The sequence below is a fragment of the Mycobacterium sp. Root135 genome, from assembly GCF_001426545.1.
Classification (GTDB): domain Bacteria; phylum Actinomycetota; class Actinomycetes; order Mycobacteriales; family Mycobacteriaceae; genus Mycobacterium.
In genome coordinates, this window is the sequence record NZ_LMEZ01000010.1 from 180,263 (window position 1) to 198,485 (window position 18,223).

Genomic DNA, 18,223 nt, shown 5'->3' on the forward strand with positions numbered 1-18,223 from the left:
GCGGGCGCACACGCATGACTGAAGTAGCAGTGGTCGGATTCGCACATGCCCCGCATGTGCGCCGCACCGAGGGCACCACCAACGGCGTCGAAATGCTCATGCCCTGCTTCGCCGAGCTGTACGCCGACCTGGGCATCAAGCAGACCGACATCGGTTTCTGGTGCTCGGGATCATCGGATTACCTTGCCGGGCGGGCATTTTCGTTCATCTCCGCGATCGACTCGATCGGCGCCGTTCCGCCCATCAACGAGTCACACGTCGAGATGGACGCCGCGTGGGCGCTGTACGAGGCGTACATCAAGATTCTGACCGGATCGGTCGACACCGCCCTCGTCTACGGGTTCGGCAAGTCGTCGGCGGGCATCCTGCGCCGAACCATGGCGATGCAGTCCGATCCGTACACCGTCGCACCGCTGTGGCCGGACGCCGTCTCGACCGCCGGCTTGCAGGCCCGGCTCGGACTGGAATCCGGCAAGTGGACCGCCGAGCAGATGGCCCAGGTCGCCCTGGACGCCATGAACGCCGCGCCCCGCACCGATTCCGTCGAGCCGGCCCAGAGTGTCGAGGAGCTGCTGGAGCGGCCGTACTTCGCGGACCCGTTGCGCCGCCATGACATCGCCCCGATCACCGACGGTGCGTCGGCGATCGTGTTGGCCTCGGGCGACAAGGCCAGGGAGCTGCGCGAAAACCCTGCGTGGATAACCGGTTTCGAGCACCGCATCGAGACGCCCATTCTGGGTGCCCGCGATCTCACCTCCTCGCCGTCGACTGCGTCATCTGCGGCCGCGGCGACCGGCGGTGACGTGGGCTCGATCGACGTCGCCGAGCTTTACGCCCCCTTCAGCCACCAGCAGTTGATCCTCGCCGAGGCAATCGGGCTGAACGGCTCGACCAAGGTCAACCCGTCGGGTGGAGCGCTCGCCGCCAACCCGATGTTCTCGACCGGCTTGGAGCGCATCGGCTTCGCCGCAAGGCACGTCTTCGACGGCTCGGCCCAGCGGGTGCTCGCCCATGCGACGAGTGGGGCTGCGCTGCAACAGAATCTGGTCGCGGTCATGGAGGGAAAGTAAAATGGCAGGCAATCTCGCCGCCGTTCTCGGCACCGGGCAGACGAAGTACGTCGCCAAGCGCAAGGACGTCTCGATGAACGGCCTGGTTCGCGAGGCCATCGACAAGGCACTTGAGGACTCCGGTTCCACGTTCGACGACATCGACGCCGTGGTGGTCGGCAAGGCGCCCGACTTCTTCGAGGGCGTCATGATGCCCGAGTTGTTCATGGCCGACGCCGTCGGAGCGACGGGCAAGCCGCTGATCCGGGTGCACACCGCCGGTTCGGTCGGCGGGTCGACCGCGGTCGTCGCGGCCAGCCTGGTGCAATCGGGCAAGTACAAGCGCGTGCTGACGATGGCGTGGGAGAAGCAGTCGGAATCGAATGCCATGTGGGCGTTGAGCATTCCGGTGCCGTTCACCAAGCCGGTTGGCGCGGGCGCCGGCGGTTACTTCGCGCCGCACATCCGGTCATACATCCGCCGGTCAGGGGCACCGACGCACATCGGCGCGATGGTGGCGGTGAAGGACCGGCTCAACGGGGCGAAGAACCCGCTGGCCCACCTGCATCAGCCCGACATCACGCTGGAGAAGGTGATGGCGTCCCAAATGCTCTGGGATCCCATCCGTTTCGACGAGACCTGCCCGTCGTCGGACGGCGCGTGCGCGCTGGTCATCGGCAACGAGGAGATCGCCGATCAACGCGTGCAGGACGGCCATCCCGTTGCGTGGATCCACGCCACCGCGTTGCGCACCGAGCCGCTGGCCTACTCCGGCCGGGACCAGGTCAACCCCCAGGCCGGCAGGGACGCGTCCGCGGCGTTGTGGCGCGATGCGGGCATCACCTCACCCATCGACGAGATCGACGTCGCCGAGGTCTACGTCCCGTTCTCCTGGTTCGAGCCGATGTGGCTGGAGAACCTCGGGTTCGCGGCGGAGGGCGAGGGCTGGAAGCTCACCGAAGCTGGCGAGACGGCGATCGGTGGCCGCATCCCCTTCAACCCGTCCGGAGGCGTGCTGTCCAGCAACCCCATTGGGGCCTCAGGCATGATCCGTTTCGCCGAGTCGGCGATCCAGGTGATGGGCAAGGCGGGTGACCACCAGGTCGAGGGCGCCCGCAAGGCGCTGGGGCACGCCTACGGCGGCGGTTCGCAGTACTACTCGATGTGGGTGGTGTCGGCGGACAAGCGGTAAGCCGTCGCCCGGCAACCGGTCGCGTACGTTGGAGGGGAATTTCAACCCCAACCCTTCTCAACAATTGATGACACTTAAATTTCTCGCGCCCAAAGCCCTCGTTGCCGCCCTGTCGACCCTGCTCGTCGTCGGAATCAGTGGCTGCACGCCGCCCGACGGCGGTGGCGGCACCACGGCCCAAAGCAGCAGCAGCGTGCCGACGTTGCCGACCGTGCCCTACGCGCCGTCCACCACGAAGACCTCGGAGGCGGCGGCTCCGGCCGACTACCGCGACCTGTTGCTCTCCGCCTCGGACCTCACCGACGCCGACGACACATTCGTCGAGCGCTCCAGGGAAGCCAACCCCAACGGAGGCACTGGGGCCAGCGCGTTCTTCGTCAACGGCGAGGACAGCCGGGCGATCATCGACACGTTCCTGATCTATCCGGACGCCGCCACGGCGACGGCCACGCTGAAGCAGGCGGCCGGCACCCTTCCGACGCTGGTCGCGGGCGGAACACCGCAGCCCTTGGCCGTCGGAACGGACGGGGTGGTGGTGTCGGGAACGGCCCCCGACGAGGACAAGGCGGTCACGCTGGTCTTCTTCTCCGAGGGCAAGGCGTTGGTCCGCCTGGAGTTTCAAAGCGCGGTCGGCGACCCCACGACGGGCGATTTCGTAGCCGACGTGGCGAAGATGCAGCAGATTGCGCTGCGGGTCGGGCTCGAGGCCGATCAGTAGGTCTCCGTAGCTCGCATTGCGCACGGGGTGGGAAAAACTGTAACGTGTTCTAGTTAGTGAGCAACGGAACGGGAGGCCCACCGTGAGTAGCGAGACAACCGCGGTATCCGCGAACATTCGTGAGATCGACACCGGAGCACTGCCGGACCGCTACGCGCGGGGCTGGCACTGCATCGGCCCGGTGGTGAACTTCGACGACGGCAAGCCGCATTCCGTGGAGATCTTCGGCACCAAGCTGGTGGTCTTCGCCGACTCCAATGGTGACCTCAAGATCCTCGACGGCTACTGCAGGCACATGGGTGGCGACCTGTCGCAGGGCACCGTCAAGGGTGACGAGGTCGCCTGCCCGTTCCACGACTGGCGCTGGGGCGGCGACGGCAAGTGCAAGCTGGTGCCCTACGCCAAGCGCACGCCTCGGCTGGCCCGCACCCGCGCCTGGGAAACCGACGTCCGCAACGGCCTGCTGTACGTGTGGCACGACCACGAGGGCAACCCGCCGTCGCCCGAGCTCCGCATTCCGGAGCTGCCCGAGTACGGCACCGACGACTGGACCGAGTGGCGCTGGAACTCGATGCTCATCGAGGGTTCCAACTGCCGCGAGATCATCGACAACGTCACCGACATGGCGCACTTCTTCTACATCCACTTCGGCTTGCCGACGTACTTCAAGAACGTCTTCGAGGGCCACGTCGCGTCGCAGTACCTGCACAACGTGGGCAGGCCCGACGTCAACGACCTCGGCACCGCGTATGGCGAGGCCCACCTCGACTCCGAGGCGTCCTACTTCGGCCCGTCGTTCATGATCAACTGGCTGCACAACAACTACGGCGGGTTCAAGGCCGAGTCGATCCTGATCAACTGCCACTACCCGGTGAACCAGGATTCGTTCGTACTGCAGTGGGGCGTCATCGTCGAAAAGCCCAAGGGCATGGACGAGAAGATGACCGAGAAGCTGTCCAAGGCGTTCACCGAAGGCGTCAGCAAGGGCTTCCTCCAGGACGTCGAGATCTGGAAGCACAAGACGCGGATCGACAACCCGCTGCTGGTCGAAGAGGACGGCGCGGTGTACCAGATGCGCCGTTGGTACCAGCAGTTCTACGTCGACGTCGCCGACGTGACCCCGGACATGACCGACCGGTTCGAGATCGAGGTCGACACCACGGCGGCCAACGAGAAGTGGCATGTCGAGGTGGAGGAGAACCTCCGCAAGCGTGCCGAGGAACAGCCCGCGACATGAGTGACGCGCCAGACGTTGGTTCGATTGTCGGCTCCGCCGACGGTGACCCGAATGTCGGCCCCGCCGACGTCGACCGGCTGGCGCGCTCCATGCTGGCCCTTCTCGGTCACGACGACGACGAACACCCCACCGCGACCCGCGAAGCCACCGGAACATGGTCCAAGGCGCCTGACTTCGCCTCCGACCCCGACCGGGCGGCGGCGGTCAAGGAAGCGTCCGCGCGGGACCGCGAGCGCTATTTGACCGCGGGGCTGACCCCGGTCGACTGTCGGTTCTGCCACGTCACCGTCGCCGTCAAGAAGCTCGGCGCGGGACACACTGCGGTGCAATGGAGTTCGGAAGCCACCCAGCGCTGCGCGACGTTCGCCGAAGTACGGGCCAACGGCGGTGACAGCAGCAGGAGCAAGTCGTGCCCTCGGCTCTCCGACAGCATCAGGCACGCCGTGGCCGAGGGCTGCCTCGAGGAGCAGTCGAGCGCACCGTCACCCGGCGACGGCTAGCGCGTTGCGCAGCCTGGGAGCAATCCTGTTCGCCGGGTTGCTGCTCTGCGGGTGTACGCGGACCATCGACGACGCCCGCCCGCAGATGGCGCGTCCGGTCGGTCCCATCGCCGCCGGCCAGGTTGAGGACCTGCTGAGCACCAACGCCGATTCCACTGAGCTTCCCAGCCCGTACGTCTCGGCCGAGCCTGCCGAATGTGCGGCTCTCGCTCAGGAACGCCAGGCGCCCTTGATCTTCGGCCCCAAGCCCGTTGCCCACAGCGGCGGGTACTGGCTCGACGAAGCCGTCCCCACCTCCCACTCCAACGTCATCGAATTGGTTGGCGTCTATCACAGCGACTACGACCCCAGGGCGGCGGTGGACGACGTCCGGCGCACCATCGATGCCTGCCGGGACCGGCCACTGAAGGCGGCCGGTGAGGACGGCACGATCAACGAGTTTCGTCTCCAACCGTCGAAGGAGTCCGGCTCACCCCAGATCGCTCTTTGGTCGATGACCGACCCCGGCGACACCTGGACCTGTGAAAACGCATTCATCTCCGCCCACAACGCGGCCGTCGAGATCACGACTTGCTCGGAGAGCGCCGGCTACGACGTCCTGGCGCTCGCGACAGGTGCACTGAAGCGCATCGAGGCACTTGCCAACATGACGAACTGAGTCCTCACAGCCCCTTGAAGCGCTCCTTGACTTGCTCGTCGGTCAGTCCGTAGTCGGCGAGTGCATAGGTGTGCTTGGGCGCCCGCGGCCCCTTCTGGCTCTCGGCGTGCATCGTCGTCATGGACTCCCTGGCGGCATCGGTGTAGTCGATGCCGAACTGCTGGTAGATCTTCTCGACGACCGAGATCGGGTCCTTGATGAACTCGAAGTAGTCAAGGTCGTAGAACTGCGCCGGGTCGTGCTTCGCCCGTTCGGCGTTGAACAACTCCAGACCGCGTGACCATGTCTCCAGCGAGTCCTGCCCGATGACGTCACCGGTGAAGACGTTCGACCACCCCTCGGTAGTGTGCTGTGCCAACGAGCACATCGACGCCATGATGGTCTCCGCGGGACGGTGACACTGCACCACCAGCGCGTCGGGGTACGTGGCGAACAACGCGTCGAGGGCAAACAAGTGGCTGGGATTCTTGAGCACCCAACGCTTCTCGGGCTCGTGGAGTCCGATCAGCTGGAGGTTCTTGCGGTGACGCTGATAGGGCTTGGTCCAGTCCTGCTGGGAGAGCCACTGCGAGTACGTCGGTACGTGCGCGAGCGTCTCGTAGGACACCGAGTGCAGTGACTGGCGCAGCAGTTGCCAGCACTCCTCCACCTCGTCGGCGGTCATGTAGTGCAGCCCGGTGTAGTCGGGGTTGTCCTCGTGCGCCTTGCTGAACTGTGCGTCGATCTGCTGGAAGACCGGGTTCTGCGACCAGGTTTCGCGCGGCGGCCGCGGTTGCGGGAACTCTGCGAGCCACAGCTCGAGACCCTGGTGCGCGGGGTCGGCGGTGAGCAGCCGATGGATGGCGGTGGTTCCGGTGCGTGGCAGGCCGGTCACGAAGATCGGGCGCTCGATCGGCACGTCCACGTGCTGCGGGTACTGCTTGAAGGCCGCTTCGGACACCAGTCGGGCCACTAGGGCGTTGCGGACGAAGAACCTCTGCATCTTGCTGCCGAACTCGGTGAGTTCGGCGTCCCGGCTGAACGAGTCGAGCAGCACCCCGAGAGCTTCGAGGTAGTTGTCGTCGTCGACGCCGAAGTCGTCGAGCCCACACGCCTTCGTCGCCGAGGCATGCAGGTCCTCGACGGATCCGACGTTCGTCCTCATGCCTTGTACTCCCCGCAGTTGACGTCCAAGGCTTGCCCGGTGATGCCGCTGGACAGATCGCTCGCCATGAACAGGATCGCCGACGCGACCTCGTCCTCGGTGGGCAGCCGCTTCAGGTCGCTGTTGACCGCGGCGGCCTTGTAGATGTCGTCGACGGAGGTGCCGTACTTGCCCGCCTGGTGCTCGAAGTAGCTCTTCAGCGTCCCACCCCAGATGTAGCCGGGCAGAATGGAATTGACGCGAATGCCCTCCTCGCCCAGCTCGGTCGCGAGGGACTGCGACATCGCAAGCAGCGCCGACTTCGCCATCTTGTACGCCCCGTACTTGGCCTGCGAGTGGCGGACCACCATGGAGTTCACGTTGACGATCGACCCGTTCGCCTCGGCCAGCGCCGGCGTGAAGCCCTGGATCATGCGCAGCGCCCCGAACACCGTCAGCTCGATCGCGTCCCGCATGTGTTCGAAGGTGGTGTTGGCCAGCGGCCTCATCGAAGGCACCCGAAATGCGTTGTTGACCAACACGTCCACCTTGCCGAAGGCCTTGAGCGACTCCTCGACGAGGTTGTTCACCTGGGCCTCGTCGGTGATGTCGGTGCCCACCGAGAGGGCTCTGCGACCCAGGTCGGTGACCTCCTTGGCGACGCCCTCCAAGCGCTCCACCGTGCGAGCCGCGAGAACCAGGTCGGCACCCTGCTCGGCGCACCGCCTGGCGAGCGTCGTTCCCAGCGCCGGGCCGACGCCGCTGATCACGACGACCTTGCCATCCAGAAGTCCGGCCATCTGCTATCCCACCATTCTTTCGCCAATTTGCTTCTGTCGTAACGCTATCCGCGCTCGCCAGTCGTCGTCGGAGATCTTGTTGGACTCGTAGTACGGCAGCGAGCCGGCCACGTCGTCGACGTTCACCAGCTCGACGGTCGGGCCGTCGGCCTCGCCCATTTCACGGGACACTCGCTGCCAGCGGAACTGTAGATAGCCCTTGCGATGACCGAGCGTCTCCACCCAATTGGTCACGCCGGGGTTGCGGTCCGACACCACGATCCGGATCATGCCGTCCGGATCCGCTTGTGCCTGAGTGCCGTTCAGTGAGGTCTGGTGGTTGATGTAGTCCAGCGAGATGTACCAGAGGCTGCCCAGCTGGAAGCCGAGGTAGGGCGCATCGGTGACCGGCAGGGTGATGACGAGCGCCTGATCCTCGTTGAGGTTGAACTGTCCCGCCGACGAGTACTGCGTGGCCAGCCCGCCGGGGGTCAGGCGCGGCGGGACCATCGTGTTGGCGGGGGCGTCGGTGTAGAACCACTGCGGAAACTGCAGCCAGGTCTTAACGCGCTGTACCAATTGCTTGCCTGCGACGGCATAACGCTTCTCGATGAGTTCCTTGGTCAGCGCCGGCGGTGCGGTGCCCTCGGTGTCGGTGCGGGCGATCGCGAAGGTTCCTCGCTGAGCCGACCAGTCGTTGTAGACCTCGCGGATCACCAGCTGCGCGGGCGCGGCCGGCGTGAAGCGCCATTCGAACGTGCCGTCGTCGGCGATGTCGAGTTTGCGGTCGTCGAAGGCGGTCTCGCTGTCGGGAACTTCCGAGTCGGTGTACTCGCCACCCAGCAGTTGGAAGCTGACGTCGGTGGTGGTGCCGCGCGTGCCGGTGACGACGTATTCGTGGCCGGGCTGGACCCGCGTGCCGAAGTACATGGTGTCGGGGTTGTCGAGGCCCATCTTGGTGAACGGCCCGGTGCCGCTGTGCAGGAACGGGTGGTCGCGGTCGTAGTCGAACGCCACGTGGGTGCACCCGGAGATACAGCCTGCGAGGTATTGCAAACCCTCGAGGAGGTCGGCCTCGGATTCGATGAATGGTGCGGCGGCGACGAGGCTTTCGGCTTCGGCGATGGCGTCGGCCAACGGCTGTGAATACATGCGGACTACGGCCTCCCGGTGATAAAACAGTGCCCAGCATGGTCCAATATTGGACCGCGCTGGTACATTTACCGACCTGACACTAGAACGTGTTCTAATTCGAGTCAACGTGCCGAGGAGGGCGGGGTGACATGACCGACAGGGCCTCACCGCCGACCGAGCGCGTCGTCGCCATCCTGGACTTCCTGGCCCGGCATCCGCACGACCGCTTCGGCCTCTCCGACCTGGCGCGTCGCGTCGAGCTGAGCAAGCCGACCTGCCTCGGTATCCTCACCACGCTCGCAGAGTCGGGCTACCTCATTCGGGATGCCCGCGACAAGACGTATCGCCTTGGGCCACGGCTCATTTCGCTCGGCCACATCGCGCAGGAGTCAATGCGCGTCAGCCCCACTGCGCGAGAGGAACTGGGACGCCTCGCCGCGGCGTACGGCACGACCGCGGCGCTGTCCGCGGTGATCGACGACCGCATCACCCTATTGGAACTGGTGGGCCCGCAGAGCGCAGACGTGGGAGTACTCGTCGGCCAGAGTTATCCGTTCGCTCCGCCTGTGGGCCTGATGTTCGTACTGTGGGACGACGAGGCGCTGCGGAACTGGCTGGCCAAGGAACCGACGATTCCCCTACGAACCGACTCCGAGCGACTCGACCGGGTGGTCGCGGAATGCCGTCGCGAGGGGTACCTCGTCGAGCGACTCACTCCGAGTGGCCGACGGCTCTACGCACTGATGGCCGGCATGTCGAGCACGCTGCCACAGGAACTGCGCGCGCTACTCGGCGAGATGATCTCCGACGTCGGCGAACGGGTCTACCTGAGTAGCGAGGCGTCCGCCGCGGGACCGGGACGATCGAAGAAGCGGCACGACATCAGCGTCATCTCCGCGCCCGTCTTCGATCACCACCGCAGGCAGGCGATGGTGATGTCGTTGCAGATCGGCGGCGCCCTCACCGACGCCGAGATCGCCAAGCGAGCGCGGGGCCTGATGGTCAGCGCTCGCGTGCTCACCGCTCAGCTCGGTGGTCGGGTGTCCGCGTCCGATTAGCATGCGCCACTGACATTTTCGTGTTCCGGCGCCGGAGTTGTGCACAGTCCGTGATTCATCCCCAGATCGGGGTCTACGGCGAGAATCCCGGCGCAGCCTGGGGCCGGCGGGAGTAAATTCGAACGCATGTTCGACTCACTGGTTGCCGCTACGGCTGACACCTCGGGTGCCGGCGCGGTGGAGTCGTGGTCGCGGGTGGAGTCGGCCGCCTGCGCCCGCAGGGTCGCGGCGATGGCATCCATGTTCCAGGCCGCCTGCGCCGCCGACGGATCCGCCGAACGCGACCAATGGTGCTTGGACACCTGGGACGCCGTCGCCGCCCACATCGGCGCCGCCCAACGCATCACCCACGGCGCCGCCTCCAACCAACTCCTCATCGCCGTCGCGCTGCACGAACGCTTCCCGCTGGTCGCCGCCGTGTTCGCCGAAGGGCTCATCACCTACCAACTGGTCCGGACGGTCGTGCAGCGCGGCGCCCTGGTCGTCGACCCCGACGCCCTGCACGAATTGGACAAGTTGTTGGCCGAGGCGCTGAGCACCCGCGAACCCATGTCGACGGCAACACTCGAGAAGACCGTCGACGCGTTCGTCGCCCAGGTCGACCCGCAGGCCGTGCACCGCACCGAGACCCGGGCGCGTGGCCGGTCCGTGGACGTCGGCGACGACGACGGCAGCGGAATGGCCACGGTGTTCGCCACCCTGTTCGCCACCGACGCCAAAGCCTTCGACGCGCGGTTGAGTGCGATCGCCAAGACCGTGTGCCCCGCCGACCCCCGCACCAAGGACCAACGCCGCGCCGACGCCATCGGAGCCATATCCCACGGCAACGACCGCCTGGCATGCCTCTGCAACACCGACAACTGCCCCGCAGGTGAGAACCCACCCTCCACCGGGGTGGTGGTCTACGTGATCGCGAGCGCGGACACCCTCCGCGAACCCGAGGTACCGGCCCCACCCCCACCGCCGACCCCCACCGTTCCCGACCCCGACGACGTCTCGCCAAGCGGAAATTCAGAGCCGCCGGAGAGCCGCGCGGACTCTGCACAGGAGGGCGCTGACCGCTCGAGCCACGCTGCACCACATTGCGAGTCCCGCGCGCACCTCCCCAGTGACCCCGCCAACGAGCGCACCGCCCTCGACGGCGAACCCCCAGCCCTGTTCACCAAGCCACTGCGCGAACTGACCCTCACCGAAGCCCTCACCCCCAACCCGGGCCGGCTCACCCAGCTGCGGCCCGCCGCGCTGATGGGTGGACAGTTCGTGCCCGGGGCGATCGCGTGCCGCGCCACCGTCGGGGCCACCATCACCCCAATCGTGCACCCCGGACAAGCCCCACCCGAACCCCGATACCGCCCCTCCAAGAAGCTGGCCGACTTCGTCCGCTGCCGCGACATGACCTGCCGCTTCCCCGGCTGCAAAGTACCCGCCACCCATACCGACGTCGACCACACGATCCCGTGGCCATACGGGCCCACGGCCGCATCCAACCTGAAATGTCTATGCCGAAGACACCACTTGCTGAAAACATTCTGGGGTGGCCAAAGTGGTTGGCGCGACGAGCAACTCGACGACGGCACCATAGTGTGGACCGCACCCGACGACCGACAACACATCACCACACCGGGCAGCCGCCTGCTCTTCCCCGAACTGTCCGAACCCACCAAGACCGTTCAGGCGAGCCGGGTGCCCACAGCACACACGGCCGGGCTGACAATGCCACGCCGCAAGACCACCCGCGCCCAAGACCGCGCCAACCGCATCCAACGCGAACGCGAACTCAACGAAGCGGGCTAGCTGGTGCTGGCCAGTGCGAAGGGCAACACCTCCGACGCGCCCGCAGCCCTGACCACGCGTGCGGCCATCGTCAGCGTCCACCCGGTGTCAGTCATGTCGTCGACCAGCAGCACCGGTCCGGCCGCGCTGGCGATCACGGCAGGATCGGGCGCCAGCCAGGCACCGTGCAGCGCCGCCACCCGGTAGGCAGAGTTGGCCGCCGTCACCGGGCGGCGTTCCGGCGCGTACTGCAGCGTGCCGAGGTCGGTCAGCCGACCGAGCCGTGACAGCTCGCGGGCCAGCGAGCCGATCAACAGCGGATGCCGATCGGAGTCCATCGCCAGCACCGCGGTCGGCCTCGTCGACCACTCCCACGACGCCAGCACCTTTACCGCCGCCTGCACCACCTCCGCAGGCACCTCGGCGTCCGGCTCGTCGAGCAGTCGCCGCAGCCGTGCCCCCCAGCCGAGATCGGTCAGCCTGCCGATCACCCGACCCGGCGCCGGGCCGTCACCGATCTTGCCGCTCAGGCTGACCCCAAGCTTGGCCAGGCCGGACGGCCACTGCTTGCGCGGCGCGATCTCCACGCCGGGCCGCATCAGCCGCTGGCGGGTGTCCTCGGCCGAGGACGGGTCGACCGAGGCGTCGTACTGCTTGCCGGTGCAGTTGTCGCAGCGACCGCAACGTTCACCCTCTGCGAGCTCCGGATCGTCCAACTGCCCACGCAGGAACGCCATCCGGCACCCCTCGGTCACCTGGTAGTCGAGCATCGCCTGCTGCTCGCGCTTGCGCGCCTCGTCGAGCTTTCGGTACCGCGCCTCGTCGTACTCCCACGGCACCCCTGTGCCGATCCAGCCGCCCTTCACCCGCCGCACCGCCCCGTCGACGTCGAGCACCTTCAGCACCATCTCCAGCCGCGTCCGGCCCAGATCCACCAACGGTTCGAGCGCGGGCGTCGACTGCGGCCGCTCGGACTCCAACGCGTCGATCACGTTGCGCACCATGGCCTCTGACGGAAACGCCACCGACGAGAAGTAACGCCACACGTCTTGGTCCTCGTGACCGGGCAGCAGCACCACCTCGGCACTTGCCGTCGACCGGCCCGCGCGGCCGACCTGCTGGTAGTACGCAATCGGCGAGGACGGCGCGCCCAGGTGGACGACGAACCCCAGGTCGGGCTTGTCGAAGCCCATGCCGAGCGCCGAGGTGGCGATCAGCGCCTTGACGCGGTTGGCCAGCAGATCCCCCTCCAACTGCTCGCGCTCCGAGGTCTCGGTGGCTCCGGTGTAGGCGGCCACCGGGTGTCCCTGGTCACGCAACAGCGTCGCGACGTCGTTCGCCTGAGCCACGGTCAACGTGTACACGATGCCCGACCCGGGAAGTGAATCAATGTGCGCGGCAAGCCAAGCCGCTCGTTGGGCCGGGTTGCCTGCCTTGACCACCGACAGCCGCAGCGACTCGCGGTCCAGCCCGCCGCGAAGCACCAGGGTGTCCTTGCCGCCGACCCCGAGCTGACTTGCCACGTCGTCGACGACGCGGTCGTTGGCCGTCGCCGTGGTGGCGAGCACGGGGACGTCGGTGCCCAGTTCGGCGATCAACGTGCGGATACGCCGATAGTCCGGCCGGAAGTCGTGGCCCCAGTCCGACACGCAGTGCGCCTCGTCGACCACGACGAGGCCGGCGTCGTGCGCCAGAGCGGGCAGCACCTGGTCACGAAAGTCGGGATTGTTCAACCGCTCCGGACTGACCAGCAGGACGTCGAGGTCGCCGCCCCGCACGCGCTCGTGGATCTCGGCCCAGTCGGTGACGTTGCTCGAGTTGATGGTGGCGGCGCGGACGCCGGCCCGGTCGGCCGCCTGAACCTGGTTGCGCATAAGCGCCAGCAGCGGCGACACGATGACCGTCGGACCGTGTCCGCTCGCGCGCAGCAGCTTGGCGGCAATGAAGTACACCGCCGACTTGCCCCACCCGGTGCGCTGCACGACCAGCGCGCGGCGCCGCTGGACGACGAGCGCCTCGATGGCGATCCACTGGTCGTCGCGCAGGACGGCCTGTGGTCCAGCCAGCTGCTCGAGGATGGTCTGAGCGTGCTCGCGGGTCGCCATGACGTACATGGTGCCCGTACGGTCCGACGTCCTAGAGGCCGAGGCAGCGTCGCAGGGCGGCACTGAGGTCGTTCGCGCGGTGATCCCGCGGCGAGATGAGGTTGTTGACGTACCCGAAGCCGGTCTTGCTGTCGGCGTCCGCGAACCCGAGGCTGCCGCTGGCGCCGTCGTGCCCGAACGACGAATCGGACAGCAGCGGACGGAACGGGATGCCGTTGACCAGGAAGCCCGTCGAGAATCGGATCCCCGGCGGGCTGAGTGCGGCGGACCAGCCGTCCCCCACCGAGCGCACGGTGACGGCGTCGGCGGCGGAGGCCGCGGACAACAGGGGCGAGCCGGTCAGGGGTGCCACCGCCGAGGCGTAGATCGTCGCCAGGGCCCGGGCGTCGAGGATCGCGTTGGCCGCCGGGATCTGGGCGGCGTGCACGGCCGGTGTGTTGAAGTCGCGGGCGCAGCCGTCGATCAGCGAGAAGGGGAACGCCGAACCCAGGGTGACGGTACGTACCGCGGGGGCCTTTCCGATGCGGCGCAGGATGGCGGGCATCGCGCGGTAGCCGGTCCGCAGCAACCGCGACCGCGGCGCGTGCATCCTGGCCACCCGATGCTCGAGGTCCCACGGCAACCCGATCCAGGCGTCGACGCCGAGCGGGTCGGTCAACCACGCGGCGAGCAATGCGCCCGGCATCATTCCGGTGGCGCGGCGCAGGATCTCGCCGGTGAGCCAGCCGAACGTCAGCGCGTGATAGGCGAACGCGGTCCCTGGCTCCCACAGCGGACGCTGCGCCTCGATGGCCCGGATCACCGGCTCCCACGCCAGCACGTCCTCGAGCGTGAGATCGGCGTCCAACGCCATCAAACCCGCCCGATGTGCGAACACGTCACGAATCACGATGTCCTGCTTGCCCTGTGCGGCGAACTCCGGCCACACCGATGCGACGGGCGCGTCGAAGTCGAGCAGCCCGCGTTGATGCGCGAGGTACCCGCACAGCGCCATCAGACCCTTGGAGACGGAGAAGCCGATGGTGAGAGTGTCTGCCGCCCAAGGCCTTCCGGTGGTGACGTCCGCGACGCCGCCGTGCAGGTCGACCACCAGTTTGCCGTCGTGATGGACGGCGCACGCCGCGCCCATCTCGGTGCCGCGACGGAAGTTCTCGGCGAAGGCGTCGGCGACCGGCCCGAAGCCCTCGTCGGCGAAACCGGAAATGTCAGTAGGCATATGTGTTGGCAGGCTTGTCGACTGGTGTGGCGCTGGTGACCGTCATGGTTGGGATGAAACCGTCCTCTGCGTGTGACGAGCCGGGCACGATCTGACCTTCGATCTGGAGCCAGGTGTCCTCGGGGTGGTCGGCGACGGTGGGGGCCGCCGGCCCGGTCAGGTGGATGCGGGCGAGCTGGGCGTCGGCTGCGCAGCAGACGATGACGACCCGCGCCAGGTCGACTTGGTCCGAACCGTGCAACGTGAACCCGGTGAGCGTGATCGACCGTCCGGCAAGCGAATTCGTGGAGTCGGCAGCGGCCCGCATCACCACCTCTGGGAGCGAGACCGTCGGTGCGTCACCTGCGGGCAGTGGTGGAAAGGCGCGTCGCTGCGGTGCGTTGACGGGGGCCGACGTGGCGCCACTGGCGTCAAGGGGCGGAGGGACGACGAAGGCGACCATCGCGATGGGAATCAGCAGCAGCCAGCCGAGCCACGGCTGGTGCCGATGGCCGTGCTCGTCCCGGTGCTCGTTTCGAGCCGATCGCAGGTCGCGCACGATCGCCACCAGGCCGAGCGTCACCAGCACGGCCGCCGCGACCGCTAGCCACGGCAGCAGTGCGGGCTTCACGTAGTTCAGGTAGGTGCCCTTCGCCAGCATCACCGCGGTGCTCAGCCCGACCAGCAGCAGCACCAGATTCTGGGTCACCCGGCTCACGAGCCACCGCCGAGGATCGCCAACCCGACGAGGGTCGCGATGACGCTGGCCACCACCAACGTGGCGGGACCAAAGCGCAGCGCGAAGGCACGGCCGAACATGCCCGCCTGCATCGCGGCCAACTTCACGTCGAACGCCGGTCCGACGACGAGGAACACCAGCCGCGGCACCAGCGGAACCATCGTCAGGCTTGCAACGACGAAGGCGTCGGCCTCCGAGCACAGGGCAAGAACCGCCGCGAGAAGTGCCATCGTGACGACCCCGACCACGAGGTTGCCCGCGAGGTGCTCGAACACCCACGCCGGAACCAGCACGTGCAGCGCTGCCGCGGCGGCCGCCCCCAGCACCAAATAGGAAGCGGCCTGCAGGAAGTCGTGCCGCGCCGCCTCGGTGAACACCGCCCAGCGCGACGATCCGTCCGGCGCTGCCGCGGGCAGGTCGCGGGTGACCCACTCGTTCTTGCCGAACCGCGACCACAGCAGACCCATGACGACGGCGGTCGCCAGCGAGGCCACGCACCGCGCGAGCACCATGGCCGGCTGGCCCGGGAACGCCACGGCCGTCGCGACCAGCACCACCGGGTTTATCGCCGGCGCGGACAGCATGAACGTCAGGGCGGCCGCGCCGTTGGTGCCGGGCCCGAAGAGCCTGCGAGCCACCGGAACGGAGCCGCACTCGCACCCCGGCAGCGCGGCGCCGCCGACGCCGGCGACCGCAACGGCCAGAGCGGGCCGGCGCGGCAGCCACCGTTGCAACCGCTCGGCGCTGACGAACGCGGCGATCAAACCGCTGACCACCACACCGAGCACCAGGAACGGGAGGGCCTGGACGAACACGCCACAGAACACCGTCGCGGCCGTCCGCAGCCCCGAATTGCCTGCGACGAACCCGCTGACGACTCCGGCGGACAACGCCAGCGCGATCAAGCCGACCAGCAAAACCTCGAGTGAACCGACGCGTCGTCGACTCTGGGGCGGGGCCGAAGTCACGGCCCCATCCTGCCTCGCGTTTCTGTCAGGACGGTTGGGCCGCGGCGTCCTGTTCGCGTTTGATCTCCAGCGCAATGTCGATGAGCTGGTCTTCCTGGCCGCCGATGAGCTTGCGCTGCCCAGCGCGGTGCAGCAGCTGATGCGCAGGCACGCCATAGCGGTCGGCCTGACGGATGGCGTGCTTGAGGAAGCTCGAGTACACCCCGGAATAGCCCATCACCAACGCGTTGCGATCCAACAGACACTCCGCGGGCATCGCCGGACGCACCACGTCCTCCGCGGCGTCGGCGATCTCGAAGAAGTCGATCCCGGTCTTCACACCGATCTTGTCGAACACCCCGATCATCGCCTCCACCGGCGCATTGCCCGCACCCGCACCGAAGCGCCGGGTGCTGCCGTCGATCTGCTTGGCGCCCGCCCTGACCGCCGCCACCGAGTTGGCCACCCCGAGCCCAAGGTTTTCGTGCCCGTGAAAACCGACCTGCGCGTCGTCGCCAAGCTCGGCGACCAACGCCTCCACCCGATCCGAGACACCTTCGAGAACCAACGCACCCGCGGAATCCACCACGTAGACGCACTGACAACCCGCGTCGGCCATGATCCTGGCCTGCGCGGCGAGCTTCTCCGGCGCAGTGGTGTGGGCCATCATCAAGAACCCGACGGTCTCCAACCCCAGCTCACGGGCCAACCCGAAATGCTGGATCGAGACGTCGGCCTCGGTGCAGTGGGTGGCGATCCGGCAGATCGAGCCACCGTTCTGCTGGGCCTCCTTGATGTCCTCCTTGGTGCCCAGTCCGGGCAGCATCAGGAAGGCGATCTTGGAGTTCGTGGCCGTCTCGGCGGCCAGCTTGATCAGCTCCTGCTCCGGGGTCTTGGAGAACCCGTAGTTGAAGCTCGACCCGCCAAGCCCGTCACCGTGGGTGACCTCGATGACCGGCACACCGGCTGCGTCCAAGGCGAAGACGATCGACTGCACTTCGTCCTTGGTGAACTGATGCCGCTTGTGATGAGACCCGTCGCGCAGCGACGTATCGGTCATCCGGACGTCCCAGCTCGCATCGAAGAAGACCTCGGTGCTCATGCGTGACCTCCAGTAGTCGCAGCCAGAACTTCCTTCGCGATCTCCTCGCCGACCTTCGTCGCCGCCGCGGTCATGATGTCCAAGTTCCCCGCATACGGCGGCAAATAGTCCCCGGCCCCCTCCACCTCGACGAACACCGTCACCAACGCGTACCCACCGGAATGGGTCGACGGCGGGTCGAACTGCGGCTCGTTGAGCAACCGGTATCCCGGCACATAGGTCTGCACCTGCGCCGCCACCTCCTTGATCGACGCGGTGATCGCATCCTGATCGGCGTCTTCGGGAATCGCACAGAAGATGGTGTCGCGCATGATCATCGGCGGCTCAGCCGGATTCAGAATGATGATCGCCTTGCCACGCGCGGCCCCACCGATCACCTCCACCCCCCGGCTGGTGGTCTTGGTGAACTCGTCGATGTTGGCCCGCGTGCCCGGCCCGGCCGACGCCGAGGACACCGACGCCACGATTTCCGCGTAGGGCACGTCGACCACCCGGGACACCGCGTGCACCATCGGGATCGTGGCCTGCCCACCACAGGTCACCATGTTCACGTTCGGCGCGTCGAGATGCTCACGCAAGTTCGCCGGCGGGATCACCCCTGGCCCAACGGCGGCCGGGGTCAGGTCGATCGCGCGGATACCCGCCTCGGCGTAGCGCGGCGCGGCGTCGCGATGGACATACGCACTGGTCGCCTCGAACACCAGATCGGGCTTCTCATCGCGTGCGAGCAGCCAATCCACCCCCTCGTGGCTGGTCTCCAACCCGAGTTTGCGGGCCCGCGCCAACCCCTCGCTCTCGGGGTCGATGCCGATCATCCAGCGCGGCTCCAACCACTCCGAGCGCAGCAGCTTGTAGAGCAGGTCGGTACTGATGTTGCCGGACCCGACGATCGCGACGGTGGCCTTATTTCCCAT

At 67.3% G+C, this 18,223-nt stretch carries 17 protein-coding genes; 8 read left to right on the top strand and 9 right to left on the bottom strand.

Annotated elements, in window-relative coordinates; translation table 11 throughout:
* Window positions 1-14: 14 nt before the first annotated feature.
* The 6 genes from ASD37_RS29760 (at window position 15) to ASD37_RS29785 (ending at window position 5,354) form a co-directional block, all read left to right on the top strand.
* Entirely contained in the window at window positions 15-1,070 is a 1,056-nt protein-coding gene (locus tag ASD37_RS29760; protein ID WP_056560548.1) for a thiolase domain-containing protein, read from the top strand.
* A gap of 1 nt (window position 1,071) precedes the next feature.
* Entirely contained in the window at window positions 1,072-2,241 is a 1,170-nt protein-coding gene (locus ASD37_RS29765) for a thiolase domain-containing protein (RefSeq protein ID WP_056560551.1), read from the top strand.
* Between the two features lie 67 nt (window positions 2,242-2,308).
* Complete coding sequence (locus ASD37_RS29770; protein WP_056560554.1) at window positions 2,309-2,959, top strand: hypothetical protein; 651 nt, start codon at window positions 2,309-2,311, stop codon at window positions 2,957-2,959.
* A gap of 82 nt (window positions 2,960-3,041) precedes the next feature.
* Window positions 3,042-4,196: a Rieske 2Fe-2S domain-containing protein gene (locus ASD37_RS29775; RefSeq protein ID WP_056560556.1), complete on the top strand. Its 1,155-nt coding sequence runs from the start codon at window positions 3,042-3,044 to the stop codon at window positions 4,194-4,196.
* Between the two features lie 89 nt (window positions 4,197-4,285).
* Window positions 4,286-4,696: a hypothetical protein gene (locus ASD37_RS29780; protein WP_200960035.1), complete on the top strand. Its 411-nt coding sequence runs from the start codon at window positions 4,286-4,288 to the stop codon at window positions 4,694-4,696.
* Window positions 4,697-4,700: 4 nt separating this feature from the next.
* Entirely contained in the window at window positions 4,701-5,354 is a 654-nt protein-coding gene (locus ASD37_RS29785) for a sensor domain-containing protein (protein WP_056560559.1), read from the top strand.
* A gap of 4 nt (window positions 5,355-5,358) precedes the next feature.
* Here the strand turns inward: ASD37_RS29785 and ASD37_RS29790 are convergent, their stop codons facing one another.
* The 3 genes from ASD37_RS29790 to ASD37_RS29800 are packed head-to-tail and all read right to left on the bottom strand — an operon-like array spanning window position 5,359 to window position 8,408.
* The gene (locus ASD37_RS29790; RefSeq protein ID WP_056560562.1) at window positions 5,359-6,498 is read right to left on the bottom strand and encodes a sulfotransferase; all 1,140 of its coding nucleotides are present in this window, start codon (window positions 6,496-6,498) and stop codon (window positions 5,359-5,361) included.
* Complete coding sequence (locus tag ASD37_RS29795; RefSeq protein ID WP_056560565.1) at window positions 6,495-7,277, bottom strand: SDR family oxidoreductase; 783 nt, start codon at window positions 7,275-7,277, stop codon at window positions 6,495-6,497. Before ASD37_RS29795 ends, ASD37_RS29790 begins: the two co-directional genes overlap by 4 nt.
* 3 nt (window positions 7,278-7,280) lie before the next feature.
* Window positions 7,281-8,408: a hypothetical protein gene (locus ASD37_RS29800; protein ID WP_056560568.1), complete on the bottom strand. Its 1,128-nt coding sequence runs from the start codon at window positions 8,406-8,408 to the stop codon at window positions 7,281-7,283.
* A gap of 131 nt (window positions 8,409-8,539) precedes the next feature.
* On the opposite strand from ASD37_RS29800, the gene ASD37_RS29805 reads away from it, so the two are divergent.
* Both ASD37_RS29805 and ASD37_RS29810 read left to right on the top strand, forming a co-directional pair.
* Window positions 8,540-9,448, top strand: a complete 909-nt coding sequence (locus ASD37_RS29805) for an IclR family transcriptional regulator (protein ID WP_056560571.1) — start codon at window positions 8,540-8,542, stop codon at window positions 9,446-9,448.
* 126 nt (window positions 9,449-9,574) lie between these two features.
* Window positions 9,575-11,242, top strand: a complete 1,668-nt coding sequence (locus tag ASD37_RS29810) for an HNH endonuclease signature motif containing protein (protein WP_056560573.1) — start codon at window positions 9,575-9,577, stop codon at window positions 11,240-11,242.
* Here ASD37_RS29810 and ASD37_RS29815 read toward each other — a convergent pair.
* From ASD37_RS29815 to ASD37_RS29840, 6 genes are read right to left on the bottom strand one after another with little or no spacing between them, the layout of a single operon-like run.
* Window positions 11,239-13,326, bottom strand: coding sequence for an ATP-dependent DNA helicase RecQ (locus ASD37_RS29815; protein WP_056560821.1), 2,088 nt, complete (start codon window positions 13,324-13,326; stop codon window positions 11,239-11,241). The genes ASD37_RS29810 and ASD37_RS29815 overlap by 4 nt on opposite strands.
* Window positions 13,327-13,357: 31 nt before the next feature.
* Window positions 13,358-14,542: a serine hydrolase domain-containing protein gene (locus tag ASD37_RS29820; RefSeq protein ID WP_056560577.1), complete on the bottom strand. Its 1,185-nt coding sequence runs from the start codon at window positions 14,540-14,542 to the stop codon at window positions 13,358-13,360.
* Window positions 14,532-15,239, bottom strand: a complete 708-nt coding sequence (locus ASD37_RS29825; RefSeq protein WP_056560580.1) for a TIGR03943 family protein — start codon at window positions 15,237-15,239, stop codon at window positions 14,532-14,534. Before ASD37_RS29825 ends, ASD37_RS29820 begins: the two co-directional genes overlap by 11 nt.
* Complete coding sequence (locus ASD37_RS29830; RefSeq protein WP_056560582.1) at window positions 15,236-16,228, bottom strand: permease; 993 nt, start codon at window positions 16,226-16,228, stop codon at window positions 15,236-15,238. Before ASD37_RS29830 ends, ASD37_RS29825 begins: the two co-directional genes overlap by 4 nt.
* A 25-nt stretch (window positions 16,229-16,253) precedes the next feature.
* Window positions 16,254-17,309, bottom strand: coding sequence for a 4-hydroxy-2-oxovalerate aldolase (dmpG, locus tag ASD37_RS29835; protein WP_056560586.1), 1,056 nt, complete (start codon window positions 17,307-17,309; stop codon window positions 16,254-16,256).
* Entirely contained in the window at window positions 17,306-18,223 is a 918-nt protein-coding gene (locus ASD37_RS29840) for an acetaldehyde dehydrogenase (acetylating) (RefSeq protein WP_056560589.1), read from the bottom strand. Before ASD37_RS29840 ends, dmpG begins: the two co-directional genes overlap by 4 nt.